Below are 26,170 nucleotides of genomic sequence, written 5' to 3' on the forward strand. Positions count from 1 at the left end.
ATGTACAAATTACTTATTCGCCCAATCTTTTTTCTTTTTGATCCTGAAAAGATTCATCACTTTACATTCTCATTGGTAAAGTTTTTATCGAAGATACCTGGAGTGCCATCTATTTTTAGAGGAATGTATCAAGTTAATGATAAAAAACTGGAGCGTAACTTATTTGGATTGACTTTTAAAAACCCAGTAGGCTTAGCAGCAGGATTTGATAAAAATGCGGTTTTGTATAATGAGTTAGCTGATTTTGGTTTTGGTTTTGTTGAGATTGGTACTGTAACTCCAAAAGGACAAGTAGGAAATCCGAAAAAACGTTTATTCCGTTTAAAAGATGATAAAGGAATCATCAACCGAATGGGATTTAATAATGAAGGATTGGAAGCAGCGATTGAACAATTAAAAAAGAACAAAGGAAAAATTATTATTGGAGGAAATATTGGTAAGAATACCAATACAGCTCCTGAAAATTATACGGAAGATTACGTAACTTGTTTTAAAGGATTACACCCATATGTAGATTATTTTGTACTGAATGTAAGTTGTCCGAATGTATCTAGCCATGCAAAATTAGAAGATGCTGATTATTTGAAGGAATTGATAACTGAAGTTCAGAAATTAAATAATGCAGAAGCGCAGCAAAAACCAATCTTATTAAAAATAGCTCCAGACTTAAATAACCAACAATTGGATGAAATTATAGAGTTAGTTGCAGAAACCAAAATTGATGGAGTAATAGCGTCAAATACCTCAGTAAATAGAGACGGTTTAAAGGCTTCTGAGCAACGTTTGGAAGAAATAGGTAATGGAGGGTTAAGTGGGCAACCAGTTAAAGAGAGAAGCACAAGAGTGATTCAGTATTTAGCAGATAACTCTAACAAAACATTTCCAATTATAGGAGTAGGAGGTATCCATTCTGAAAAAGATGCTTTAGAAAAGCTAAAAGCAGGGGCAGACCTAGTACAAATTTATACAGGATTCATATACGAAGGACCAAGCTTGGTAAAAAGAATCAATAAAGCTATTTTAGCTGAAAGTTAATTTATGCTAGAAACCCTCATCTCTTTTGTATTTACTACAGCTACTTTAGCAATTTCACCAGGTCCTGATAACATTTTTGTGTTAACCCAAAGTATTGTTAATGGGAAAAAGTATGGATTGGCTACTGTTGCAGGTTTAATGACAGGATGTATAATTCATACAACTTTGGTGGCCTTTGGAGTATCTGAAATTATTAAGCAGAATCCGAATTTATTTTTTATCATCAAATTATTCGGTGCAGGATATTTATTATACTTAGCATATCAAGTGTATAAAAGTGATGCTAAAATTGCTTTATCAACCGAGAATGTTGAGCGAAAATCAACCTTACAATTATTCAAAACTGGTTTTTGGATGAATGTGTTAAATCCGAAGGTGACTATTTTCTTTTTAGCATTTTTTCCACAGTTTTTGTTTTCTGATACCTTGTCAAATGTCATACAATTTTATGTACTAGGAGGCTTGTTTATACTAATCTCATTTATCATCTTTTCATCAATTGCTATTTTAGCAGGAAAAATTTCCGATTACATCAAACAACACAATAAAGTAGGAGTCTATCTAAAATGGGCACAGATTGTGGTTTTTGTTGGTATTGCTTTGTTGATTTTGTTATAGTCAAAAGCTTTTTTTTAAAAAAACAGATAAATATTAGTTGTTATTATTCTTATCTAGTTTTTTATGATGTACCTTTAACTGAAATCAAGTATTTACTAACGAATCACAATGAAACTATATGTGAAATATATGGTGAGTTTAAGGTGCAAACTAATGGTCAAACAAGAATTGCAAAAGCTTGGACTACATTATACTAATATTGAACTTGGTTTGATTGAAATCCAAGAGAATCTTACTAATGAACAAAAAAAACAATTAAAATCTAACTTAGCAGCCTCGGGTTTGGAGCTATTAGATGATAAAAAAAGTATTCTGATAGATAAAATAAAAAATATCATTATTGGAATGATACACTATTCAGAAGAAGTACCTAAAGTTAATTACTCTGATTTTATTAGCGAAAAATTAGGATATGATTATACATATTTATCCAATTTGTTTTCAGAAGTAAAAGGAATTACAATTCAACACTTTATTATAAAACATAAAACATAAAACATAAAACATAAAATAGAAAAAGCAAAAGAACTTATACTTTATAATGAGTTAAATCTTACAGAGATTTCTTACAGATTACATTACAGTAGTGTTGCTCACCTATCAAATCAGTTTAAAAAAGTTACAGGACACTCTCCTTCTTATTTTAAAAAAACAGGAGAGAAAAGAAGAAAAAACCTTGAAAACCTGTGATTTATGTAAGGATTGATTTTAGTTGTGTAATAGATATAGTTTTATTAATAATCATCTTTGTATGAATGCAAATAAGCATTGTTTAAAATTATATAATCATGGAAATTAAGAATAAAGGAGAGCAGAATAAGTCAAATGAGTTTTTTAAATTTAGTGGAGATTGGAGTAAACAATCTAAGGCATTAAAGGTTAAATATCCTAAATTAACAGAAGAAGATGTGAAATTTGAATCAGGAAAAGAGACAGATTTATTTAAAAGACTAGAAGCTAAGCTAGATAAGAATCGTAGTGAAGTTATAGGAGTTTTAAAAGCTAATTATCAAGCGACTCTTTAAAATTAGTTTTTAAATAAGAACCATAACCAAAGAATCGTTTTGACTCAAAACGATTCTTTTTGTGTAAAACATGTGATGCATGTAATTTAAAATAGGTTTTATATAATAAAAATCAATTGTTTTAATGTAACTTATAATGATTTTTAAATCTTTATACCATATGAAAAATAATGAATTTAAAAAATTGATAAGTTATAATATCAAAGACAAGTTAGATTATGTTTCAAATACTGTTGTAATAAAACATATACCATATGAAGAAACAAACGATATTATGGTGCTAGCTTTAGATTATGGGAAAGTATATAAACCAAAACCAACTCCTTTTTCAACATTCATTCAAGTAATAGAAGGAAAGGCAGAAGTGTTGGTTGATGATGTTTTTACTAATTTACAAAATGGTGATTCTATGATTATACCAGGAAATACAGTAAGCACAATTGAAGCACATCAAAGATTTAAAATGTTGTCCATTATTTTAAAAAACTAACGCAGCCATTTTATCATGTGCGGAAAAGCCAAGTGAGAAGAATCTTTATTGTTGTTTTGATGACAAAGTCCCATCCATTCTAGTAAAGGTAACCCTATGTAGTTTTTGTTTTCGAACTGCTCAATAAGCCACTTCGATTGGTTTTTATAACCATTTTCATGAAAAACAACTTCAGGAGCTAGTTGTAGCTTACTTAAAGCCGCAAACGACCATATAACAGTAGCTATTTCGTCTCCATCACTAGGCCAATTTTCGGGCATTCGAGAAGTACCAATGAGATGCCTATGTTCAGGTAATGTAATAGCTATGTGACCAGCTTCGTGTAATAAATCACCAGGATATTGCAATTTAGTTTTATCTACTAAAATTGCTCCTTTATACAATTTTAACCCAGGTAAAAAACAAGTCTCTTCAATTTCTTGAAAAATAATATTTATGCCTATTTCTTCAATAAATGAAGTGATAATATGTAAATGTTTCTCTTTAAACATAGTTAGTTTATAACCAGTTCTTTCTAATTAACAAATGCTCAATATGAGCATAGTGATGGTTACAATGCCAAGCATAAATACCTATATTTTCTTTTAAGTTTACTTCTTCATTTCCATCAGGGTGGATAAACGATTTATTTAATTCATCTTCATTTAAACCTTTCAAGAAATAAGCCCATTTAGCATGTAGTGCTTGTAAGACATCAAGAGAGAGTTGTATAGGAGCACTTTTCGAATCAAACAATTCAGCCCAACGATCTTCAAAATAGGTTTTAATAACCGGTTTATCTTCTGTTAAAGCCCATTTAAAACGAGTATAGGAGTTGTGATGACTATCAGCGCAATGGTGTACTACCTGTGTAATAGTCCAACCATTTTCTCTATAGGGAGTGTTTAATTGCTCATCAGACAGATTAGAAATTAATTTTTTAAGCCTTTCAGGAAAACTTTCTATAATAGTAATCCATTTGGAAAGCAAATTAGAAGAAATTTTATTAGGAATGTTAGGTTTTCCAATAGGATATTTTAACTCTTCCATTATTCTTCTTTTTTTGAAGCTAATTTTTCTAAGTTTCGTTTAGCACTTCTATTCTCAGAGTTTATAGCTAGTGCCTTTTTATAATACATAACAGCATTAGCGGTATCTTTCATTTTAGTATAAGCATCTCCAGTACTATCATAAGTGTTAGAGCTATTAGGGTATAGTTCAATATTAATTTTAAAAATATTAATAGCATTTTCAAACTCATTACTTCTAAGATAGTGATATCCTAATCTATTTAAGTTACTTTCTCTAGTTACTGGACTTAAACTATCTTTCTCTTTAATAGCTTTGTATCCTTTTAATGCAGCTTCAAAATTACCCTCAGCTAAGTGTTCACTAGGTGTTTTTTCTCCTTTTTTTAGCATTTTAAAGACATATTTTTCTCCTTTATGTTCACGTTTTTCAGCTAATTCAATTTTATTTTCAGAAGTGTTAAAAATGAGCTTTTCATTTAATTCTCTGACATAAAAAGAAGAATCATTAACTTTTAAAGGTGCTAAATTTTGATTACGCCATTTTATAAGTAACTTATTGTCCTTGTCAAAAGTAACTTCTATAATTTCATCAGCATTAAAATAATAGCGTCCAGCTGCTTTTTCTATAAACTCTGGTGAGTTTGTTTTAGATGTACAACTGATAATTAATACTAGAAGCGAAAGGAGTAAAAATTTAATTTTCATTTTTTAATTTGGTTGTAAGTTAAGAATAATATCTATAAGACGATTTAAGTTTAAAAAAGTTACAATTTATATTTTTTATAACTTCTGTTGGCATAAGAATTGACTTATAGAGGGTATGATAAACACTGGAATTGTTATACCTTCTTGTTTGTCAGTAGTTTATGATTTTTAAAAATATGGTTTTTGTTTAAAAAATGTTTAAACGTGCCACTATGACAGAATAAATAAGATATGAGTAAATCAAAAATATTACATTTAGACAATTTGTCGCTTCAAGATGTTTTTAATGAAGATTCAGAATTAATTCCATTATTAACACCAGAAGATGAAGAATTAATAAATAAAGAGAGTATCCCAGAAGAGTTGCCAATTCTTTCGTTACGAAACACCGTTTTATTTCCTGGAGTGGTAATACCAATCACTGCAGGTAGAGATAAATCTATCCAGTTAATTAAAGACGCAAACAAAGGAGATAAAGTTGTAGGAGTAGTTGCACAAAAAAACAGTGAAGTCGAAGACCCTGGGCTAGATGATATTTACCAAACTGGTGTAGTAGCACAAATTTTACGAGTGTTAAAAATGCCTGATGGTAATACTACTGTGATTATTCAGGGTAAAAAACGTTTTAAAATTGAAGAAATTACACAAGAACAACCTTATTTAAAAGCAAAGGTAAAAGAAGCTGTTGATGAGCGAGAAATTGATAATCAAAAAGAGTTTGATGCAATTATTGATTCGATTAAAGATTTAGCATTAGAGGTAATTAAAGAAAACCCAATGTTGCCTTCAGAAGCGTCATTTGCGATAAAAAATATTCAATCTAGTTCATTTTTGGTGAATTTTATTTCATCAAATATGGAGTTAAATGTAGTGCAAAAACAAGTATTGTTAGAAAAAGACAATTTAAAAGAGCGTGCATTATTAACTTTAAAGAATTTAGATAAAGAACTTCAAAAATTACAGTTACGTAATGATATTCAGTCTAAAACACGTTCTGATTTAGACAAACAACAACGTGAGTATTACTTAAACCAACAATTAAAAACCATTCAAGATGAACTAGGTGGTGTTTCTCATGAGCAAGAGCTAGATGAAATGCGCAGTAAATCGAAGTCAAAAAAATGGAATAAAGAGGTTGGTGATACATTCGAAAAAGAGTTAAGTCGTTTAAAGCGAATGAACCCTCAAATGGCTGAATATGGTGTACAGCGTAACTATTTAGAGTTAATGTTAGAGTTGCCTTGGGGAAAATATTCCAAAGATAAATTCGATTTGAAAAAAGCTCAAAAAATATTAGATAGAGACCATTTTGGTTTGGAGAAAGTGAAAGAGCGTATTATAGAACATTTAGCTGTTTTAAAACTACGTGGTGATATGAAGTCGCCAATTATTTGTTTGTATGGACCTCCAGGAGTGGGTAAAACATCATTAGGTAAATCGGTTGCAGAAGCTTTAGGTCGTAAGTATGTACGTATGTCTTTAGGTGGTTTACGTGATGAAGCTGAAATTCGCGGACATCGTAAAACATATATAGGAGCAATGCCAGGGCGTTTAATTCAGAATATTAAAAAAGCAGGAACCTCTAATCCGGTATTTGTATTAGATGAAATTGATAAGTTAAGTCAAAGTCATCAAGGAGATCCTTCTTCAGCAATGCTAGAAGTGTTAGACCCAGAACAAAATACAGCGTTCTACGATAATTACTTAGAAGTAGGATACGACCTTTCTAAGGTGTTATTTATAGCTACAGCTAATAACATTAACCAAATTCCATGGGCGTTACGTGATCGTATGGAGATTATTAATGTAACTGGTTATACTATTGAAGAAAAAGTAGAAATAGCTAAAAAATATTTGTTTCCAAAACAATTAAAAGAGCACGGACTATCAAAAGAGCACTTAACAGTTGGTAAAAAACAAATAGAAAAAATAGTTGAAGGATATACTCGTGAATCTGGAGTTCGTGGTTTAGAAAAACAGGTTGCCAAAGTAGTTCGATTCGCAGCGAAATCTATTGCGATGGAAGAGGAGTATAATGTGATTTTAACAAATGAAGATATCGAAACCATTTTAGGTCCAGCACGCTTAGAACGTGATAAATACGAAAATAATGATGTAGCAGGTGTGGTTACTGGATTAGCTTGGACAAGTGTTGGAGGTGATATATTATTTATAGAGTCTATCATTTCTAAAGGAAAAGGGAACTTATCAATTACTGGTAACTTAGGTACCGTTATGAAAGAGTCTTCAACAATAGCAATGAAGTACATTAAATCAAATGCTGAGGAGTTTGGTATAAACCCTGAAGTGTTAGATAAATATGACGTACATATTCACGTACCAGAAGGAGCTACACCTAAAGATGGACCCAGTGCAGGTATTACAATGTTGACATCATTAGTATCAGTGTTTACTCAACGCAAGGTAAAAAATAAATTAGCAATGACTGGTGAAATTACCTTGAGAGGTAAGGTGTTACCAGTAGGAGGAATTAAAGAAAAGATATTAGCAGCTAAGCGAGCTAATATTAAAGAAATTATCTTATGTGCTGATAACAAAAGAGATATAGAAGAAATAAAAGAAAGTTACTTAAAAGGATTAACATTTCACTATGTAAACGATATGAGTGAGGTGATTGAAATAGCGCTTACCAAACAAAAGGTAAAGAATGCTAAAAAGCTTTTATAACTCACACTCTTAAAAGAAACATCCATTATAATTAACTATAATGGATGTTTTAAATTGTTCAATTTTACATTGCAAGCACAGCAATCTTACCTTTACAAACACAGTAACCTACAGAAGAATCGTACACACGTTCTTGACCTCTTAGGCATGCAGTTGGTTGTGGCCCCCAGTTATCTGGATTATTGCACCAGTAAGGAGAACCAGGCCCTCCTCCGTTAATGTTTTTTTGTGCTGTTTTATTTAAAACATCTCCAAGGTTTAAAATTGATTTTAACATGGTTAAAAAATTAAAATTTCCCTTACTCTTTTAAATGCTTTTCAGGTTCCGCATTTGTAAATATTATAATTACAAATATTGTGTGTTTGGTGTAATAAAAGAAGTTTTGTAAGTGACTATTTAAGAAAAAAACAGGTATTATTTAAAAAAAATAGCACCTTCTTGTTTTGGTTAATATGCTGTTTAATAGGGTTTTATGTGTTGTTTGTGTGAATTGAAGTATTTATAATATAAAACAATCGATAAAAAAAATTAACTTTACCTAATAAACTAAAAAAATAAAACTTATGAAGTGTTTACCTATTGAGTTGTTAAAGAAATATGAGTTAACCTCTAAAGAAAAATCTAAAATATTTGCAGGAGACCCTATAGTATTGCCTGAAGATTTAGATTCAGGTGGTGGGTTTGGAGATCCTGATACAGATGGAGAAGAAGATTGTTTTAATCTACCAGCAGGATCAGAAATTTGGGATAAATGTGAAGACAATAAAATAAAAATTTAAGAATTAGCTTAAAAATTTATAACTCTTTATTAATTTTTTCTATAAATTGATAAGGAGTTATTCCTATATATTTCTTAAAAATTCGAGTAAAAGATTTAGCATTTTTGTAGCCAGCTATTTCACAAATAGCCTGAGTAGTATAAGACCTAACTTTCTTATCATTACTAAGTAGTTTGATAATGTAATTAACTCTCAATTCATTTGTATAATCATTAAAGCTCATTTTTTTATGTTCTTTAATGATTTTAGATAGGTAAGTGGTATTGGTTCCAATTTTTTTTGCAGCGTTGTATAAGTTAAACTCCTCTTCTAAAAAGTATTCCTTTTCCTCTATTTTTAAAAGACCATTGATAATTTGTTGATGTTGCTCATCTTTTATTTTATAGTTATTAGATAATGAGAATGATTTTTCAGTAAGATCTTCTTTTTTTGAAATTTTGCTCAACAATTCGTCTAGCTTTTCATTTGCTCTCTTTTTTTCTTTAGAGTTTTTAGCTACTAAAAAACTAATAATAAGTACTATGGTTAGTAAGCTGACTACTAAGGATTTATAAAAATAGCTCTTTTTAGTGTTTTTTTCTTTTAAATCTTTTATTTTTTGATCAAAATCAACCTTATAAGCTTCTTTAAATTGCTTTTTTTCTCTTGAAGATACTTTCGTATAATTATTTAAAAAACTATTAAAATAATATTTAGCAGAATCTATTTTATTTTGTTTAGAATATATTTCAGATAAGTAATTAAGTATACTCATATAGTTATAATCTAAAACAGCATCTTTTTTGATGCTTAAAGCAGATAAATAATTTTTTTTAGCCTTTTCTATATCATTTAGCATGTAATAATTATAGCCATTGTTGTAATAGCTTTTGTACAAGTATGATTGAGACTTACTTTCTTCAAATAGTCCTATACTTTTTTCAAGATAGGTAGTAGCTATAGAATGTTGTTTCTTTAAACTATATAATGTACCTAAACCATAATAAATTTTGGCTTTGTAGTACTCGCTAAGATCAAAATCTTTATTTTTTAGAATTGAGTTATAGTAATATAAAGAAGAGTCTGATGCATACTTATTTTTTTCAGTGTCTTTTTTATATAATGTAGCATAAATAGCTGCTACATTTAATATATTTTTATATTTATTACTGTAGTATTTTTCAGCAAGTGCTTTCTTGTCTCTTTCTATAAGGTTTAATGTTTCTTTTCCTTTGTTTATAGCTTTATCAAATTCTTCCATATCTTGATAAATGAGTGCAATATTTCCTTTTATCTTAATGGTTCGCTCAATGTCATTAGCAAGAGAAGCAAAGTTTTCTGCAATAATATAGTTTTCTATAGCGGGTTTAATTAATTCTCTTCTTTTATTAGTGTTGCCTAAAAGTATATGGATATCAAAAAGTATAGGAAAGTTTTTTCTTGTTTTTGGAACTTTATGGAGGTATTTGTTTATGCTGTCTTTGTAAAAAGAAACATCTACTGATTGTTTTTCACGTGTTTTTAAATACTCTATAGCTGCATAAGCAAATGCTTTATATGGTATGTTGTTTGTTTTTATCAATTTATCCATATAAAATAAAGAACTATCGATACCAATTTCTCTATACTGATAAAATTTTTTTTTAAAATTTTCTAACTCACTTTTTTTGTAATCATTATTTGTTTGGCTAAAACATTGAGATGATTGAGATGAAAAAAAAAACAATAAATAGAGAAACGAAAATTTTTTTAACATGACTTTTTTAAGAAGTTATAAAATTTATATGACTGCAAAATAAAAATATTTAATGACTTTGGTTATCAAAAGATACTAATTCTATTTGTTTAAAACTAATTCTATTTGTTTAAATAGGCGAGGGTGTTTTAGTGTATATATTATGAAAATTCTTTGTATAAGGGTATAGTTAAATAATAAATAATTTAATAAAATACTTTTTATAAGTAAAAGACGTTGTTGTTTTAGTTATATTTAAAAATTAAAAATAATATCAAAACTTAAACCCTTAAACTTCATGAAAAAAATTCTTTTTTTAACAGGTCTTTTGTTTACTGTAGTTTCATATTCACAAATTGAATTTATTGAGACTACTAAAACAGAAATAGTAGGTAAAATAGAATATGTTTATTTAGAGAAAATAGGAGACAAAGCTTATAATTTTTACTATAAAAATATAAATGACCCTATTCATGAGTATGTTAATTTCTCATTTAAGAACCTAGATAATGATGTAGAAAAACTATATCAAATAATTATAAAAGGTTTTGAAGAGAATCCAAGAGATCCATATAAAATTAAAGCAAATGGAGATGTAATTTGGTTAAAATATGCCAAACAAGATGGAGTAGTTTTATTGCAAATTCAGCAATATGTGAGTAGAGATCCAGATGTTATGACAGTTTCTAAATTACTTACTTATGAAAATATAAACAGACTATTTAATAAGTAAATAATATTCTTAAAATAAAAATAGCGGAGTTTTAAACTCCGCTATTTTTTTATAATGTCCCGTCCTGAAATAAGTTGACACAAAATCTACTTATTTATGAATAGCTCAGAAAAACAAAGAGAGAAACGTACTCAATGAGATACTTACTACCATATTATTACTTAAATGGTATCCCATAACCTTCCTACTATACGGATGTTTTGGATTGTTGAGATAAATACTTTTTTCTGATAGCTGTTGCATATTGGCTGTCAGAGGTGTTAATCATATTGTTTAAAATTGTATTCTTAAGTTTTTTATTCTCTAGTTCTCTCTCCAATCGTTTTATCTTTTGAGTTGGGCTTTCTTTATATTTTGGCGTTTGATGATGTTTTGGGATACTCTAGTCTAAGGTAACATGTTTTCTAAGCCAATCCAAAACAGTGCTTCTTCCTTGAATTCCATAAGTATTTTGAGCTTGTTTATAGCTTAACTCACCTTTTTCTACCTCGGCTACTAAGGCTAATTTAAAGCCTAAATTATAATCTGAGTTACAAACAATAGAATTATACATCTATTCTGATAGAGGACTACAGTACAGCTCTAAAGCCTATTAATCAGAATTGAACAAACATAATATAAAGCCTTCTATGAAAACTGGTTTTGATTGTTGTTAAAATGCTTTAACTTAAAGAATTAATAGGGTTTTTAAAAACAAGAACTCTTAATTTATAAATGTAAAAAAGATAAGGAATTAAACCTTTTAATAAAACAATTAATCGATTCCTACAACAAACAAAAAACCAGTGAAATTCAATTCACTGGTCTAATATTTTTTTAAACTGTCAACCTATTTTATGACGACTCATTAAGATTAGGCAGCTAACTAATTATTTTTTTTCTTGGTTTTTGAAAGTATCAAATTTATTTGTTGTTTGCTTTGGCCAACTGTTATTTGAAGTATCAATATCTGCAGTTTCTAAGTCAGGGTCAACAACAATACTTTTAATTTCTTGTGAAGAAGTAAAAACTCTGTATACTTTACTTTCATCTTTGTTCCATATTTGTGCTGGAAAAGTTTCACGTTTCTTAGTGCCATCAGCATAGGTTAATTCTACTATAATTGGCATAACTAATCCACCTGGTTTTTCAAACTCAACCTGATACATGTAGCTAGGAATATTTTTTAAGCCAGCTTTTTTATCAGAAGGTAAGCTGTTAATATAGGTTTCTATTTCTGATTTGTTAGCACCTTCCTTTTCAGTGGTTAAGTACACTAATTTACCTAACTGTGCAAAATAAGAAGGATATTGTTCTTGTAACTTCTTAGTTTTATCATTTGGTTTATTGGTTATGTATAAAGGTTTAACCTCTTTTATACCAATATCATTATAGTCAGTTGTGTAAAACCAACCTCTCCAAAACCAATCTAAGTCCATACCAGAAGCATCTTCCATAGTTCTAAAGAAATCAGCAGGAGTAGGGTGCTTAAACATCCATCTTTTAGCATATGTTCTAAAAGCATAGTCGAATAGTTCTGGTCCCATAATTGTTTGACGTAACATGTATAAACCAGCGGCTGGTTTCGTATATGCATTAGGCCCAAAATTATGTACATAATCACCTTGAGACATAATTGGACTTAATTTGTCTTGATCTAAACTCATGTAACGAACAATATCTTTAGGTAAGTTACCAGTGTTAAAGTTGGGATCGTAATCTAATTCAGCTAAAATTTCTACAAAAGAATTTAAACCTTCATCCATCCAAGTCCATTGACGCTCATCAGAGTTTACAATCATAGGGAAGAAGTTATGACCAACCTCGTGAGTAATTACTCCAATCATTCCGTTTTTAACTCTATCAGAATACGTTCCATCAGGGTTTGGGCGACCATAGTTAAAACATATCATAGGATACTCCATTCCTTGACGCTTCGCGTGAACAGATATTGCTTTTGGGTAAGGGTAATCAAACGTCATTTTAGAGTATTCATCTAAAGTATTTGCTACAACTCTAGTTGAATGTTCTTCCCATAAAGGGTTTCCTTCTTTTGGGTATAATGAAATAGCCATTACATCTTTTCCGTTAATGTTAACTGCCATAGCATCCCAAATATATTTTCTTGAAGAAGCAAAAGCAAAGTCACGTACTCTATCTGCCTTAAAATGCCATGTTTTAGTTTGGGTAGTTGCTTCTTTTTCGTTTGCTTCAGCTTCAGCTTGTGTAACGATAAATACAGGGTTTTTATAAGACTTTCTGGCTTTTTCAAAACGTTTACGTTGCTCTTTTGTCAACACATCTTTTTCGTTTTGTAAAGTACCCGTTGCTTCTAATACATGGTCTGCCGGAACTGTAATTTTAACGTCGTAGTCACCAAACTCTAAAGCCCATTCACTACGTCCCCAGAATTGCATATTTTGCCATCCTTCAACATTGTTGTACACACATAGTCTCGGAAAAAATTGAGCAATGGTATAGTTTTTATTTCCGTCAGGAAAAGATTCAAAACCAGAACGTCCACCATCTTCAACAGAATTATTGATTAAGTAGTTCCATTTAATTCTAAACTTAAAAACTTCACCCGGAGCTAGTGGCTTTGGTAAATTAATGCGCATCATTGTACGATTAATAGTATGTGACAAGTCTCTACCATCTGCATGTTTTACTGCCTCGATGTTAAAACCAAAAGCTTTAGGTTTTCCCATATTGTCACTCACAAACTTATCAGGAGTTTGGAAACCACTGGCTCCCTTAGATACTGCTAATGGAGTTTTAGAGTCAGGAGCTCTCATGTTTTGGTCTAATTGTAACCATAAATACTCTAAATGGTCTTTAGAATTATTGTGGTAGGTAATATCTTCGTCTCCATACAATCTATCGGTGGCTTCATCTAAGCGTAAGTTCATAACATAGTCAACTTTTTGTTGTGTATATGCATGACCTGGAGCTCCTGATGCTGTACGTTGATCATTAGGAGTCGCTAAAACATCTTTAAGTTGTCGGAACTTGTTTTGATCAGTATGACCTTGTTGGCGTTCTTTTTTTGGAGCTTCTTGGGCAAATAAAGCAGCTGATACAAAGAGCGCTGAAAATAGTAGTGTAGAATATTTTCTCATTATATGGTTATTAGTTTTTTTTAAAATAAATGAGCGGAAAGTTAATGAAATCTTATTACTAAAAAAGAAGTTACATTAAAAATTTAACAAACCTTTATCATTTTTACTAGATAAAAATAAACTTTTTCGTTTTCTTTTAATTGTTGCTTTAATAAGATTCTGTTGGTCTGGGAAGTGTGCTACTAAAATATTGTTTTCTATTTCTATTGATTTTGGCTGTGAAATATTTTCTATTTCTAAATAAAAATAAACGATATCTCCATCGTATTCTTTACCTATAAAATTATAGGTTTTTTCTTCATTATTAATAGTTACTTTAAAATGCGCTTTTAAATATTTATAAAAATATTCATTAATGTTCACTAATTCATTTTTCGTAGCAATTTTCAAGTTTGTATTGTAATCTTTATTTATGGCAATCTCAATATCGTCCATAAATACATTCATTATCATTTGTATACTTTGCGTATCTTCTTTATACTCAATTTCAGTTAAAGCTACGTAGTATTTATGTATGGTAAAAGATACTAAAGGAAATAGTACTAAAAGAATAAAAAATTTTTTCATGTTGAATTGAAAATCAATTATTGCGCCAAATTAGTGTTTTTCAATAATTTTAAGGTAGCCAGTATGTTCTTTTCTAAATATATTAATCACTTTTAATACTTCACGGTTTTGATATAGTTTTTCTATTCCTAACGGATTACAGTATTCAAGAAAGTGGTAGTACTTTTCTACAGGTATTTTTAATTCAACAAAAAAGAAGTCTTCTCCTAGTTCGTTTAGCAATTTTGTAGGCATACTCTCTTTAAAAGCTAGTTCTTTACGCAGTTTCCATAGTTGTTCAGATTCTTTAAAAGGAATCGTATTAGTTGTGCCCATTCCTTCAAACTGTGCAGTAGGATCAACTTTAACCACTGGAGGTTTTACATGTTTGTTAATGTGGTCGTCTGAATTATAGTTATTATAATTAACGTTTGAAAAATTGGTGGCTTTACTGGCAATTTCTTGATTTTTATCGTGGGTTACTTTTGTTAAATCTTTGGTAAGCTCACCAAAAAGTTGATTCTTTTTTAATAAGACTTCATCTAACAGGTAGTCTTGTTTTTTAAGAGTAGTTCTTTTTCTGTAAGTATTAAAATCTTCTTTAGTTAATTTTTGATAAATAGTTTTATGACCTATACTACTGTATCGAATCGAATCGGTAGGTTTTGCAAAAAGTTTATATTCGCCTTCCTTATTAGAAAAGGTAGCTTGCTGTGTTGAAAAGTTAACAATATGAGCATTTTCTAGCTTACCATCTTCATCATAAATAATTCCGAAAAGTGTTTTTCGTTCTTCTTGTGAAACTACTATTTGAATTTGAGATAAAAAAAATATAAGGATTAGTGCTTTTTTCATATTTACCTATAGGTTTGGTTGCTTATTCCTAAAGGTACAAAATATTTTAAAAAAGAGCGATTGAAAAAATATATATAGAACTATGATAGTTACTGATAGTTTTTTGGGTTTAATTCTTTAAATATTTCTGATTTCTTTTGTAAAAACTCTATCATAGTAACTTCATTATTTAAATAATAATAGTTAAAATTATTAGCTTCTTCAACAAAATAAATAAATCGATTAACATCTTCTTTTACTATTTTTAGTTCATGAGTTATATATATATGATAGTTGTTACGAATGTTTTCTATTCTTTTTTCTTTATCTTCTATTGCTTTTAGCTTCTTTAGTTTTTTTGTTCTACCTGAAATCCAGTTTAAAAAAGGATCAATAGGTATTCCTGCAGAACTTGACATAGCAGTATGTAATCTCCTTTCGGCTGGAGTAGGTATTCTAGAACCTGCAAAGGGCAGGTTTAATGTTTCAGCGTTTATTTCTTTTTTAGATTTTATGTGTTTGGTATCGGAAGAAATATATCCAAGCAAATTATGCTTTTTTACTTCAACTTCATCTAGCTCAATAGGTGTTTTTTTTAATTGAATGTAATTTTTTTGTATCCCGAAATGATTAATTTTTACGACAAAGTTTTTAGTTTCATAGCCCACAAACGAAATTTGTAAAGTATCATTTACTTTCGCCAAAATTCTAAACTCACCATTATTGTTAGTAAAGGTTCCTTGTTTAGTGTTTATGTTAATAATATGTGAGTTAGAAACAGTACTTACCTCATCTTGTACGGTAGCATAAAAAAACTTTCTATTTTCTTGTGCGGTAATGCCTACTGTAATAAAAAGTAGAAGAGTAATGAGTAGTTGTTTTATCATATAATTAATTTTTGGTAACTCTTATGTGTTCATTCTCTAGTAGATAAGGAGAGGTTTTACTATTTTCAATTAAAACAGCGGTAAGCTCTAGAACTTTATTTTTAGTGTACAAGTTTATAATTCCTTTAGAAATACATCCTTCTAAAAACTGATTAATTTTTTCTTTCTCTATTTTTAGTTGGTATACAAAAAAGCCATCGGTAAAGTGTTTTCTAATTTTTTCAATGTTTTTATCTTCAATAGTTATCTTTTTTAATTGCCTTCGTAGTTTGTTTGTTCCGTTAAGTGCATTAATAAGCCCTGTTAAACTAATTGCTACTCCTGATTGAATTTTTACTGTTTTTTCATCTTTTGGTTTCACATTTGCGTAGGGTAGTTTTAAGGTTTTAGCATTAATAACAGGAGCGTTGGTATGTATATCTTTATCTACCTCAAAAATACCTGGTTGTTTTTCTAACACTACTTCATCAAGCATGTGAGTTTTACTATTAACAAAAATTACAATGTTTTTAGCTTTTATATGTTCTTTGGTAATGGTTACCTCTTTATACTCTAAGTTTAGGTGAGAAATTAATAAGGAGTTATTTTCTGCTGCTAAAATTTCAAAATATCCATTTTCGTTTGAAACAGCCCCCAGAGCCATTTTTTTATTAATAATGTGCACATCTTGTGTTGCAATACTATCTATAAACACAGTACCCATAATAATTTTAGGCGTGTTTTGAGCAATAATTACACAAGAAAAGGAGATAAAAAGAACCAATAACAATTTTCTCATATCACAAATAAACCACCAAGTCTTCTTAAAAATGTTTTAAGAACATGGTAAATTTTTGTTAAACAAACAAAAACCGCCTAAAAAGGTTACTTTTAGGCGGCTTTGTAATTTTAAGAGACAATAGAAATACTATCTTTCTAAAATAATAGTAGAAGCTCCTGTTACTACAATAAAGGAGTTGTTTTTTACCTTATTTTCAGATAAATTTCGTTTTAACACCATTTTGTTTTTAGAAAACCATTCAATAGTGAATTTTGATTGTATTGCACCATTATCACCTTTTTTAAATATTAGGTTTTTTCCACTCACTTTCCATTCACCAGTACTTAAACCTTGAACAGTGTTTGCTTCGTGCTTTGTAGTTTCTGTTTCATCATTAATCACAGTTTCCGTAACTACATTAAGTGTCCCCTCAGTAGTATACACATTAGGGTTTTGTGAAAAATTAAAAGAAAAATTATACTCTTCTCCATGAGTAGTAATTGACTCATTTTCATAAGACGAATCAAGTGATGTAACTTTTGTATTAACCTCTGAAGTTAAGCTAGTTAAATTCCAAACACCCTCTATATCAGAAGTAGAAACATTAGAGGTTGGTATTTCAACAGAATCAGAACAAGAGAATAATAATGCAATTGTAAAGATGAAAAATATTTTTTTCATAATTTTATATGATTTTTTTGATTTATTAAACTGTACCTATCAAAAACAAGCGTGATTTAAATTACCCTACTTTATTTATATAAAATTTTAGTTTTTTTAATAACTGTTATATTTGTAATATAAAAACGTGCACAATCCATTATTTTATAAATAAGCATTTATAGTAGGTTGTAAAGTATGTATTAAACATCTACAAAAAAAGAAAACCATTACAACGCATAACAAAGAAAAAATGAAAAAATTACTTATCGCAAGTACCTCAACTGTTCACGGCAGTGAATATTTAGCTTATATTTTACCAACCTTAACTAATTTTTTTAAAGAAGCCTCTACTATATTATTTATACCGTATGCACGCGCAAGTGGTAAAACCTATGATGAATATACTGCAGTAGCCCGTAAAGCTTTTGCTACAATTAACAAAGAGGTAAAAGGGATTCATGAGTTTGATAATACGAAAGAAGCTGTTCAGCAAGCGGAGGCTATATTTACAGGAGGCGGTAATACGTTTGAATTGGTAAACCAGTTGTATAAAAATAACATTATTTCAGTTTTAATAAAGGCTGTAGAAAACGGAACTCCGTATTTAGGTACTAGCGCAGGAAGTAATATTTGTGGAGTAACGATGATGAACACCAACGATATGCCTATCGTATATCCACCAAGTTTTAAAACTTTAGGGCTTATTCCGTTTAACATCAATGCACATTATTTAGACCCAAACCCAGATTCAACCCATATGGGAGAAACTAGAGAAACCCGTATTAAAGAATACCATATATTTAACGAAACCCCTGTGTTAGGCTTACGTGAAGGTAGTTGGTTAGAAGTTAACGGAGATTCAATGGTATTAAGAGGAAACTATACAGCACGTTTATTTAAGCAAAATGAAGAAGCGGTAGAGTTGGCTACCGATACAGAAATTACGCAGTATTTTTAACACAGCAGCAATAAAAAAAAGAGTATCGCTTATAAAAAACTCCAAACCTTAATGTTTGGAGTTTTTTTAGTATTGCCTTGTTTAGCGTTATTAAAACGATGTTTACAAACCTTATAGCATTGTGTAAGTAGTTGTTATGTTAAAATTTTCTCAAAAAACACCAAGCTTTTTAAAAAAAGAGTATTTTAGTTTCGCTATAAGAAAAAGGTATATAAAAGTAAGTTGCTATTACTATTTCATTGTTTAATATTTAGGTATCCTTTTTTAAAAATTAGCACCAATTTACATAGGTGAGGCTTGCAATGTTTTTTCATTTAATGTTTAAACATGCACTTACCGTAAATACTATTGAAAAAGTAACGTAATTTAAAAATTGATATTATGAAGTATTATTTAACTGAAAATAGATTAACAGACGAAGCCAACTACACAGCACGTGTATTAACCGAGCGTACGATTAACCAAGATGAGCTTATTGAAAAAATGTTAAGCAAACGAAATTTAGTAAGCAAAACCGATATTGTGGCGGTATTAAACTCGTATTACGAAGAAATTATAGAATCTATAGAAGAGGGCGATAACATTAACTTACCTATGGTAAACATAGGCTATTCTATTTCTGGAGTGTTTGAAACTGAGGAAGACAGCTTTAACCCCGATATTCATAAACTACATGTAAATTTAAATGGCGGAAAACTTATTAACGAGATAAAAGAAGACATTCCGCTGCAAAAAATAACAGCTCCTATTACCAGTACTTTAATTAATAACTGTAAAGATATTACAAGCCAAACAACCAATACTACCATAACCTCTAACGGATTGTTTGAGTTAAACGGAGTTAGATTAAAGGTTGAAGGAGATAAAGAAGAAATAGGTTTGTATTTTGTTGCAGAAGATGGTACAGAAACCAAAGTACAACACTTAGCTCAAAATGGTTATAAAAAAGTAATAGGGCAGGTACCTACTTTAGCAACAGGTACTTATAAAATTAGAATTAAAACACAGGCAACGTATACAGCAGGAATATTCTTAAAAGAGGTTCGTGTTTCAGAATCAACATTTACAGTAACCGCTGCTTAGTAAAGCATATAAGTATACAGGTAAAAGTTCATAGATGATAGTATTTATGAGCTTTTTTTTGTGGGAACCATTCTCATTAGGCTCGGGTTGCCAACCCAATTAGGCTTTGTGCGTTGACCTGATGAGGCTCGGGTTGCCGACCTGATTAGGCTCGGGTTATCGACCCGATTATATTTTTGGGGTTACAAATAGCTAAAACGTGTTGTTTGTAACCTATAAAAAAAGAAAGAACAGCCTATGCTAAAAAAACTACTTTCTATAAAAACTATATAGGCTATCTTTGAAAAAATCATATTTTTACGATATGGACATAAAATTGACAGAACAAGAGAAGATAAAAATCTTAAATTCCGATGATATCTACGGAATAATGCAAAAAATATTACTTCGTGAAAGTAAGATAGACCAAAACCGTGAACACTTTTGGGTTATAGGGCTAGAAAACAACAACCGTATTCTTTTTATTGAGTTAATAAGCTTAGGCACTATCAATGCTACTTTGGTAGAACCTATGGAAGTTTTTAGTCTTGCATTGCAAAAAAGGGCTGTAAAAATAATGTTATGTCATAACCACCCAAGTGGTGAATTAACTCCGTCAGACAATGACAAAAACCTAACAGATAGGTTGATACAAGTAGGTATTATAGTAAATACACATGTAATAGACCATTTAATTATTTCTGATAAAAGCTATTTAAGTTTTGCTAATACTGGGCTTTTACAAGAGTTAGCAAAAAGCACTAAATATGTTCCTAAATATGTACTGGAGCAACGTCTTAAAAAAGAGGCTGCTGAAATTGCTAAACGTAATGAGAAAATAGAAATTGCTAAAAATTTGAAAAGGAAAGGTGTTGATACGAGTACCATTGCAGATTCCACAGGTCTTACTATTGAAGAGGTGGAGAAGCTGCGTGTTAGGAGGGGGAAGTAGTGATTGTTTTAGTTGGTTGGAAGGGATAGCTAGTTTGTACGCTGACTTTTTTCAATTTGTGATTTAGCATTGACACGAAAATACTTTACAACCATAAGAATGAGGGGTGCAATGTGCTTAAAGATAGTGTTGGACTTATTTCTCATAAATTTCATCTTTTACGTAACTCGCATTTAACCAAAAACAATGTTTTGTAAATTCGGTTAACCCTGTTAGCTTGTCGGCAACTGGTAAATCATAAGTGTCTTCTGCATTTCTTGCGTGTGGTCTAACGTGACTTATTCTATTCTTTGTTTTCTTTGGGAAATATGTTTTTCTTATTCCCTTTTTTGTCACTTCTTTTACTATTTCTCCTTTTGAAATTGTCTCAATCATTTTGTCCCAAACTGATTTAGCTTCTGTAATGTCAGAATACGACATATTCCAAAATTTTACTTTTCGTAAAATCAATCTTTTTCCTTCAAATTGATAAAACACAAAGAAAAACTTACTTTCTAAAATATTCTTAAAATCAGAATTTTCCCAATCAGTATTAACCAGTTCTTGATATTTAAAAGTTGGAAATGAAATATCTTCTTTTGGCAAATTATTTTCTTTAAGACGAATAGTCTTAACTATAATATCTGCTTTTTCAAATTCTTCAATTTTTTGCCCGAGTTTAAGTCCAAGAATAGCATTAGTAAGATTTGCAAAATAGCTTTTAGCTTTTGAGTTTAATTCTAAACCTAACTCTTGCTCAATTTGTTTTGCTGATTTTCCGAAAAAAGGTTGAAACTTAGAAATTACAACATCTTCAATTGACTCAGCTAAGTCAAGTATTTCAGGTTGTTCAATTATCTTTCCATAAACCGCAGTTTCTTCTTGAGCGATATTAGCAATTATATGATTTACATAACCCTGTTTAAGTGAATAGGCTCTTTGTTTAGCTTTTTCTTTATTAAAAGGTTGGTCACGATAGGATTTTAAGGCTGTAGAACCTTTTGTACAAGCTCCAAGATAAAAAGTATCTCCTTCCGATAATTCGTGCGCTTTTCCGTCTTTTATTTTTTGATTAATTGTTTCCCAATCGTGTTTGATAATTTTCAAATCTTCATTAGGGTACTTCCAATCATCAACCAATTTAATTATGTAGTCAAGTAAATCTAAATCTTTGTCGTGTAGATAAAAGACTAAAAGCAAATGAGCATTTTTTTTCCAAAACGAACTATTCTCAAAGTTTTCTTTGTGAACTTCAAGATAGTTGATGATATTTAAAACAAGCCTTTCTTTTGAACGAAACTCTCCATTTTTTAAAGTTTTCAAAGGACTTGATTTAAGTTCTATCCCTGCTTCTTTAAAGTCAGGCTCAGCATCTGAATTTGGTTCATAACCAAAATAAAACTTCTCTAATATTTGACCAAAATTTCCTTTTCCTTTATAACCGTGTTTTTCAATTTCAGAACCACAAGCTTGTCTTAAAGATTGTTTTTTAAGCTGTTTTGCAAACTCAATAATTGAATTTGATGAGTTTATATCAAAATTCCTTTTGTTATTCATTTGGCGTAATATCTGTGAAGTCTAATAAATTATTCTCTTCGTTGAATTTGTACTGAATTAATTTTACGTTTTTCCATTCTGTAGAAACTGAAGGTCTTACACCTTTTATGAATTTACGCTCGACATTTTTAAGAAAAGTATCTAAAGCATCTTCTGTGTAACTAAAACCAAGCATAAATGCATTAATCATACTATAATCACCATAAGTGTATTCATTTTTTACCCAATCAACGTATTTCATTAATTGTAGTATGTCTTGAGAGTTAACCACATTTTTTTTTATTTCTACTACTAAATAATCTGAAATCGTTGGTTTTTGATTTTGGATATATTTATAGCCGAAGACATCCATTTTATCCATATAATCAACAGGTTTAAACGGTGAAGCTATAACTTGATGAGTAATATAATCCCAAGAGCCAAATATGTTTATTGCATTTTGTAAATTATTTGTTATTTGATAAATAAGTGATGCTTCAATAGCCATTTCATGTCTTAAACTTCCATTTTTATTATTTATAGTGTTTAAAAAAGGTGCTACTCCTAATTGATAATCAGTATTATTATTTGTTTTTTCTCTTATCATGTTGTGATTAACCCGATAATTACTCCCGAAGGTATTAACATTATTTGGGGTACTAATTGCATCAATGTTTCTTCTTAATATAATGTTTTTAAAAGCTTGATTTTCTGTGTCTGAAAATTTAATAAAGCTTAATTTCCAAAAAGCTCTTAAAATTTTGAATTTTTCTGGCGCAGAAGATAATATTTCGTCCATATCAATTCCATTCTGAAAAAAATATGGAAAAGGTTCGAATGTGCAAATGAATCTATTGTTTACACTGTTTTGTCCATTATCATAAAGTAAATGGTCTTGTATATTATTATATTCTTGATCATATGGAACATTCGCATTGGGATAATTTAGAAATTTACAATTACCATTTATATTAACCAACCTACCAATTCCATAAATTTTTCTGTCAATAAAAAAATAAATATTATCTCCTTCTCTCATTGAAAGATAATCTGCAACTGTTCCTTCTTGTGGAGTATTCCAAGTTCCATTCCAGCCATTTTTTGGTTCTTGTATAATTGTAGAATAAACTCCTTTGTCTATACAATCTTTTAATGAATCGAAGTCAGGTTTATTGTTTTTTTTTCCAATACTAAATAAATACCCTGGCATTATGAATTTATTTGTTTATAAAGTTCTTCTCCTATTTTTTCGATTACACCAACAACTAAAGCATTTCCCATAAAAAAAGCACGTTTAGTATCTGTAATTCCTTCAAGTTTGGTGTGATTATCTGGAAACATATTAAGTCTTTCCAATTCAACAGGTGTCAATCTTCTTAAACCTCTGTCAGATACAACTACGTGTTTAAACCTTGAAGGTGATTTTCCGCCTTCTCCTGTAATTATTGTTCTTGAAGCATTATCAAGAGCGTCTGGATAAATCATTCCTCCTTCACTGTAATTGTATTCAAACCCGTCTTTAGTTGTTCTTTTTTCTTTTTTAGCACCTTTTAGATATTCCCATTTTGGTTTATCATTTTCGTTAATGAAAAATTCAGATGTTACTTCTCCGTTTTGTAGAATATCTCCTAAAACAGTTCTTTCACCATCATAATTTGGTTCTGTCTTAGTAGTGAAGACTTTACCATTTACAAGTAAACCTGTATTTTGAAAAGGAGAGAGCTTTCCGTTTTTGTTAAAATTATTTGTTATTTCAACTAAATCTCCTTTCAGTTCGATTTCTTGAATTGAATTTGTGTTGTTAACAGGAAAAGCATTTGCAATTGTTCCTTTCTTTGTTAACCAATTGATTTTCTCTGCTTTTTGAAGCCTTTTATATATTTCTGTAGACTTATGGTAACCAATAAAGAAAACCCTTCGTCTTCTTTGTGGCATTCCATATTCTGCCGCATTAATTACTCGCCACTCTACAGCATAACCAAGCTCATTTAAACTTTGTAACATAACTGCAAAATCTCTTCCTCTTTGTTTTGCAGGTGATTTTAAAAGTCTATCTACATTTTCTAAAAATAGATATTTTGGCTTGTTCTTTTTTTCTTCTAAAATTCGGTGAATAGACCACCAAAGAACTCCTTTTTTACCTTTTAATCCTTTTGAATTATGCAATGTTGTTGCAACAGAATAATCTTGGCAAGGAAACCCGCCACAAAGTAAATCGTGATCTGGAATTTCGTTTGTTGCAACAGTTGCAATATCTTGATTTGAATGGTTCTCTTTACCAAACTTTGCTTCATAAACCAATGAAGCGTGTTGCATTTTTGTTGAAGGTTCCCATTGATTACTCCAAACAACTTTATAGTTACTCTTTTCAAGTCCAAGGCGGAAACCACCGACTCCTGCAAACAATTCAGCTACTTTTAATGTCTTATTTTCCATTTACTTGGGTTTTATAATATTTGATTTTTTCTTCTGCTACTTTTAGAATTTCAGAAGTAGATTCTGTATATTTTAATTCATCTGCAATTTTTTCTGAATACCAATTAATGGTTAATTCACTTTCAGAAAGTCCATAAAATTTAGCAAGTCTAATGAGTTGCTCCATTGTTGGTTTTCGCTCATTTTTTTCAAATTTACTTATCAGAGATTGGTCAATATCTACTTCAGCCGCAACTTTTCGAAGTATCAATTCTTTTTCCTCTCTAGCGCATTTTAAAGTGTCGCCTAATGTTTTCATTGGTCAAAATTGTTTTAGACAAATATTGTCCAAATTTAGAAAAACAATTCAGTTTTACAACTTTTAATTAAGATTATTTTTTGAGGATTTGAGAAGGGTAAGCTATTTTCATTTTGTGAGGTATGAGTAAAAAAATATATATAAATGTGTCGTGACTTTCTTCTGTTTTGTAGGTAACTTGTTTAAATAGTTGCTTTTAGAGTTATTATTATGTCCTAAAAGGGTGATAAATGTAACTATTGCAATTTTTTTGTTTTTTAATGTCAGCTAATATAACAAAAAGAGTAATTAAATCTAAAAGGTTTTCTTGATAGAGAATTAAGGATAAGTTTTATAACAAAAAAGACTGCCCTTAAAAGCAGTCTTTTCAATTATATATAAAGTTGTTTTATTACGCCTTTTCTTGTCTACGTTCGCAAGCTATTAAAGTGTTTTTTAAGAGCATAGCAATCGTCATAGGGCCTACACCACCTGGTACAGGTGTTATGTGCGATGCTTTTTCTACTACTTCGTTAAAAGCAACATCACCTACCAATCTAAATCCTCTTTTCTTAGAAGGGTCAGCAACACGAGTAATTCCTACATCAATAATTACTACACCATCTTTTACCATATCACCTTTTAAAAACTCAGGAATACCAATAGCAGCCACAATAATATCGGCTCTTTTAGTAACCTCTTGCAGGTTTTTGGTTCTACTGTGTGCTAGGGTAACGGTTGCGTTTCCTACTTTTCTTTTTTGAGATAGTAAAATACTCATTGGGCTTCCTACAATATGACTACGACCAATAACTACTACATCTTTACCAGAGGTTTCAATATTATAACGACCTAACAATTCTAAAATTCCAAAAGGAGTTGCAGAAATGTAGGTTGGTAAGTTTAAGGCCATTTTTCCTACATTCATAGGGTGGAAACCGTCTACATCTTTATCAGGGTTTACAGCCATTAATACCTTTTGTTCGTCAATATGATCGGGTAGGGGTAATTGTACTATAAAACCATCAATATCGTTATCAATATTTAAAATAGCAATTTCGTTTAATAGTTCTTCTTCAGTAGTATCTTCAGGAAGACGAAGTAAAGTAGATTCAAAACCTACACGTTCGCACGCCTTAACTTTTGCATTTACATAGGTTAAACTTGCACCGTCGCTACCAACAATAACGGCTGCTAAATGCGGTGTTTTTTTATCGTTTGCTTTTAATACTGCTACTTCTAAAGCAATTTCTTCTTTAATGTCTGCTGATGTCTTTTTACCGTCTAGTAAAATCATAGTCTTGTTAAGTTTTCAGTATACAGTTTCTGGTAAAGAGTATTCAAGTACACAGCCTTCAGTATACAGTTGTTGTGTTGTTATATT

At 30.1% G+C, this 26,170-nt stretch carries 27 protein-coding genes and 1 pseudogene; 11 read left to right on the forward strand and 17 right to left on the reverse strand.

All coding sequences use genetic code 11. From position 1 onward, the window contains the following. The 5 genes and pseudogenes from ACKTSW_RS07730 to ACKTSW_RS07750 all read left to right on the forward strand — a co-directional run bounded on the left by ACKTSW_RS07730 (position 1) and on the right by ACKTSW_RS07750 (position 3,168). Complete coding sequence (locus ACKTSW_RS07730) at positions 1–1,035, forward strand: quinone-dependent dihydroorotate dehydrogenase (protein ID WP_408024701.1); 1,035 nt, start codon at positions 1–3, stop codon at positions 1,033–1,035. 3 nt (positions 1,036–1,038) lie between these two features. Then, positions 1,039–1,653, forward strand: coding sequence for a LysE family translocator (locus tag ACKTSW_RS07735; protein WP_408024702.1), 615 nt, complete (start codon positions 1,039–1,041; stop codon positions 1,651–1,653). Positions 1,654–1,761: 108 nt separating this feature from the next. Beyond that, a pseudogene (locus ACKTSW_RS07740) lies at positions 1,762–2,343 on the forward strand (helix-turn-helix domain-containing protein). 98 nt (positions 2,344–2,441) lie between these two features. Continuing rightward, positions 2,442–2,678 carry a hypothetical protein gene (locus ACKTSW_RS07745; RefSeq protein ID WP_408024703.1) on the forward strand — a complete coding sequence of 79 codons (237 nt, stop codon included), beginning with the start codon at positions 2,442–2,444 and terminating at the stop codon, positions 2,676–2,678. A 160-nt stretch (positions 2,679–2,838) separates the two neighbouring features. Continuing rightward, entirely contained in the window at positions 2,839–3,168 is a 330-nt protein-coding gene (locus ACKTSW_RS07750; protein WP_408024704.1) for a cupin domain-containing protein, read from the forward strand. Here the strand turns inward: ACKTSW_RS07750 and ACKTSW_RS07755 are convergent. Genes ACKTSW_RS07755 through ACKTSW_RS07765 form a run of 3 tightly spaced genes read right to left on the reverse strand, consistent with a single transcriptional unit; the run spans position 3,165 to position 4,883 of the window. Further along, positions 3,165–3,659 (reverse strand): hypothetical protein, encoded by a 495-nt coding sequence (locus ACKTSW_RS07755; protein ID WP_408024705.1) that lies wholly within the window; start codon positions 3,657–3,659, stop codon positions 3,165–3,167. The two genes, ACKTSW_RS07750 and ACKTSW_RS07755, sit on opposite strands and share 4 nt — an antisense overlap. A gap of 7 nt (positions 3,660–3,666) precedes the next feature. After that, entirely contained in the window at positions 3,667–4,197 is a 531-nt protein-coding gene (locus tag ACKTSW_RS07760; protein ID WP_408024706.1) for a YfiT family bacillithiol transferase, read from the reverse strand. Further along, positions 4,197–4,883 carry a tetratricopeptide repeat protein gene (locus ACKTSW_RS07765; RefSeq protein ID WP_408024707.1) on the reverse strand — a complete coding sequence of 229 codons (687 nt, stop codon included), beginning with the start codon at positions 4,881–4,883 and terminating at the stop codon, positions 4,197–4,199. Before ACKTSW_RS07765 ends, ACKTSW_RS07760 begins: the two co-directional genes overlap by 1 nt. 231 nt (positions 4,884–5,114) lie before the next feature. Between ACKTSW_RS07765 and lon the strand changes: the two genes are divergently transcribed. After that, positions 5,115–7,571, forward strand: coding sequence for an endopeptidase La (gene lon, locus ACKTSW_RS07770; protein WP_408024708.1), 2,457 nt, complete (start codon positions 5,115–5,117; stop codon positions 7,569–7,571). Between the two features lie 64 nt (positions 7,572–7,635). On the opposite strand, the gene ACKTSW_RS07775 is transcribed toward lon, so the two are convergent. Further along, positions 7,636–7,848, reverse strand: a complete 213-nt coding sequence (locus ACKTSW_RS07775) for a hypothetical protein (protein WP_408024709.1) — start codon at positions 7,846–7,848, stop codon at positions 7,636–7,638. A 287-nt stretch (positions 7,849–8,135) separates the two neighbouring features. On the opposite strand from ACKTSW_RS07775, the gene ACKTSW_RS07780 reads away from it, so the two are divergent. Next, positions 8,136–8,351 (forward strand): hypothetical protein, encoded by a 216-nt coding sequence (locus ACKTSW_RS07780; RefSeq protein ID WP_408024710.1) that lies wholly within the window; start codon positions 8,136–8,138, stop codon positions 8,349–8,351. Between the two features lie 16 nt (positions 8,352–8,367). On the opposite strand, the gene ACKTSW_RS07785 is transcribed toward ACKTSW_RS07780, so the two are convergent. Beyond that, positions 8,368–9,921, reverse strand: a complete 1,554-nt coding sequence (locus ACKTSW_RS07785) for a helix-turn-helix domain-containing protein (RefSeq protein WP_408024711.1) — start codon at positions 9,919–9,921, stop codon at positions 8,368–8,370. A gap of 442 nt (positions 9,922–10,363) precedes the next feature. On the opposite strand from ACKTSW_RS07785, the gene ACKTSW_RS07790 reads away from it, so the two are divergent. Next, positions 10,364–10,798, forward strand: a complete 435-nt coding sequence (locus tag ACKTSW_RS07790) for a hypothetical protein (protein WP_408024712.1) — start codon at positions 10,364–10,366, stop codon at positions 10,796–10,798. A 382-nt stretch (positions 10,799–11,180) separates the two neighbouring features. On the opposite strand, the gene ACKTSW_RS07795 is transcribed toward ACKTSW_RS07790, so the two are convergent. From ACKTSW_RS07795 to ACKTSW_RS07825, 7 genes are all read right to left on the reverse strand, one after another. Next, entirely contained in the window at positions 11,181–11,351 is a 171-nt protein-coding gene (locus ACKTSW_RS07795; RefSeq protein WP_408024754.1) for a hypothetical protein, read from the reverse strand. A 316-nt stretch (positions 11,352–11,667) separates the two neighbouring features. Beyond that, on the reverse strand, positions 11,668–13,896 hold the full coding sequence (locus ACKTSW_RS07800; protein ID WP_408024713.1) for a M1 family metallopeptidase: 2,229 nt from the start codon (positions 13,894–13,896) through the stop codon (positions 11,668–11,670). 75 nt (positions 13,897–13,971) lie between these two features. Then, positions 13,972–14,463 (reverse strand): DUF6702 family protein, encoded by a 492-nt coding sequence (locus ACKTSW_RS07805; protein ID WP_408024714.1) that lies wholly within the window; start codon positions 14,461–14,463, stop codon positions 13,972–13,974. 30 nt (positions 14,464–14,493) lie between these two features. Then, a complete protein-coding gene (locus ACKTSW_RS07810; RefSeq protein WP_408024715.1) occupies positions 14,494–15,297 on the reverse strand; it encodes a carboxypeptidase-like regulatory domain-containing protein in 804 nt (267 codons plus the stop codon). A gap of 89 nt (positions 15,298–15,386) precedes the next feature. Continuing rightward, a complete protein-coding gene (locus tag ACKTSW_RS07815) occupies positions 15,387–16,163 on the reverse strand; it encodes a carboxypeptidase-like regulatory domain-containing protein (RefSeq protein WP_408024716.1) in 777 nt (258 codons plus the stop codon). A gap of 4 nt (positions 16,164–16,167) precedes the next feature. Then, positions 16,168–16,941, reverse strand: a complete 774-nt coding sequence (locus tag ACKTSW_RS07820) for a carboxypeptidase-like regulatory domain-containing protein (protein ID WP_408024717.1) — start codon at positions 16,939–16,941, stop codon at positions 16,168–16,170. A 129-nt stretch (positions 16,942–17,070) separates the two neighbouring features. Continuing rightward, positions 17,071–17,604, reverse strand: a complete 534-nt coding sequence (locus ACKTSW_RS07825) for a hypothetical protein (RefSeq protein ID WP_408024718.1) — start codon at positions 17,602–17,604, stop codon at positions 17,071–17,073. A 232-nt stretch (positions 17,605–17,836) separates the two neighbouring features. On the opposite strand from ACKTSW_RS07825, the gene pepE reads away from it, so the two are divergent. The 3 genes from pepE to ACKTSW_RS07840 all read left to right on the forward strand — a co-directional run bounded on the left by pepE (position 17,837) and on the right by ACKTSW_RS07840 (position 20,558). Further along, positions 17,837–18,544 (forward strand): dipeptidase PepE, encoded by a 708-nt coding sequence (gene pepE, locus ACKTSW_RS07830; RefSeq protein WP_408024719.1) that lies wholly within the window; start codon positions 17,837–17,839, stop codon positions 18,542–18,544. 381 nt (positions 18,545–18,925) lie between these two features. Continuing rightward, entirely contained in the window at positions 18,926–19,627 is a 702-nt protein-coding gene (locus tag ACKTSW_RS07835; RefSeq protein WP_408024720.1) for an HU family DNA-binding protein, read from the forward strand. Between the two features lie 280 nt (positions 19,628–19,907). After that, positions 19,908–20,558, forward strand: a complete 651-nt coding sequence (locus ACKTSW_RS07840) for a JAB domain-containing protein (RefSeq protein ID WP_408024721.1) — start codon at positions 19,908–19,910, stop codon at positions 20,556–20,558. A gap of 135 nt (positions 20,559–20,693) precedes the next feature. Here ACKTSW_RS07840 and ACKTSW_RS07845 read toward each other — a convergent pair whose 3' ends face one another. From ACKTSW_RS07845 to folD, 5 genes are all read right to left on the reverse strand, one after another. Next, on the reverse strand, positions 20,694–22,094 hold the full coding sequence (locus ACKTSW_RS07845; protein ID WP_408024722.1) for a Sau3AI family type II restriction endonuclease: 1,401 nt from the start codon (positions 22,092–22,094) through the stop codon (positions 20,694–20,696). Beyond that, positions 22,087–23,283 (reverse strand): hypothetical protein, encoded by a 1,197-nt coding sequence (locus tag ACKTSW_RS07850; RefSeq protein WP_408024723.1) that lies wholly within the window; start codon positions 23,281–23,283, stop codon positions 22,087–22,089. The genes ACKTSW_RS07845 and ACKTSW_RS07850 overlap by 8 nt, the downstream gene beginning before the upstream one ends. Continuing rightward, positions 23,283–24,509 carry a DNA (cytosine-5-)-methyltransferase gene (dcm, locus tag ACKTSW_RS07855; RefSeq protein ID WP_408024724.1) on the reverse strand — a complete coding sequence of 409 codons (1,227 nt, stop codon included), beginning with the start codon at positions 24,507–24,509 and terminating at the stop codon, positions 23,283–23,285. Before dcm ends, ACKTSW_RS07850 begins: the two co-directional genes overlap by 1 nt. Then, the gene (locus ACKTSW_RS07860; protein ID WP_408024725.1) at positions 24,499–24,807 is read right to left on the reverse strand and encodes a helix-turn-helix domain-containing protein; all 309 of its coding nucleotides are present in this window, start codon (positions 24,805–24,807) and stop codon (positions 24,499–24,501) included. The genes dcm and ACKTSW_RS07860 overlap by 11 nt, the downstream gene beginning before the upstream one ends. A gap of 391 nt (positions 24,808–25,198) precedes the next feature. Then, positions 25,199–26,083, reverse strand: a complete 885-nt coding sequence (folD, locus tag ACKTSW_RS07865; protein ID WP_408024726.1) for a bifunctional methylenetetrahydrofolate dehydrogenase/methenyltetrahydrofolate cyclohydrolase FolD — start codon at positions 26,081–26,083, stop codon at positions 25,199–25,201. Positions 26,084–26,170 lie beyond the last annotated feature (87 nt).

The organism is Tenacibaculum sediminilitoris (assembly GCF_964513795.1).
Taxonomy (GTDB): domain Bacteria; phylum Bacteroidota; class Bacteroidia; order Flavobacteriales; family Flavobacteriaceae; genus Polaribacter; species Polaribacter sediminilitoris.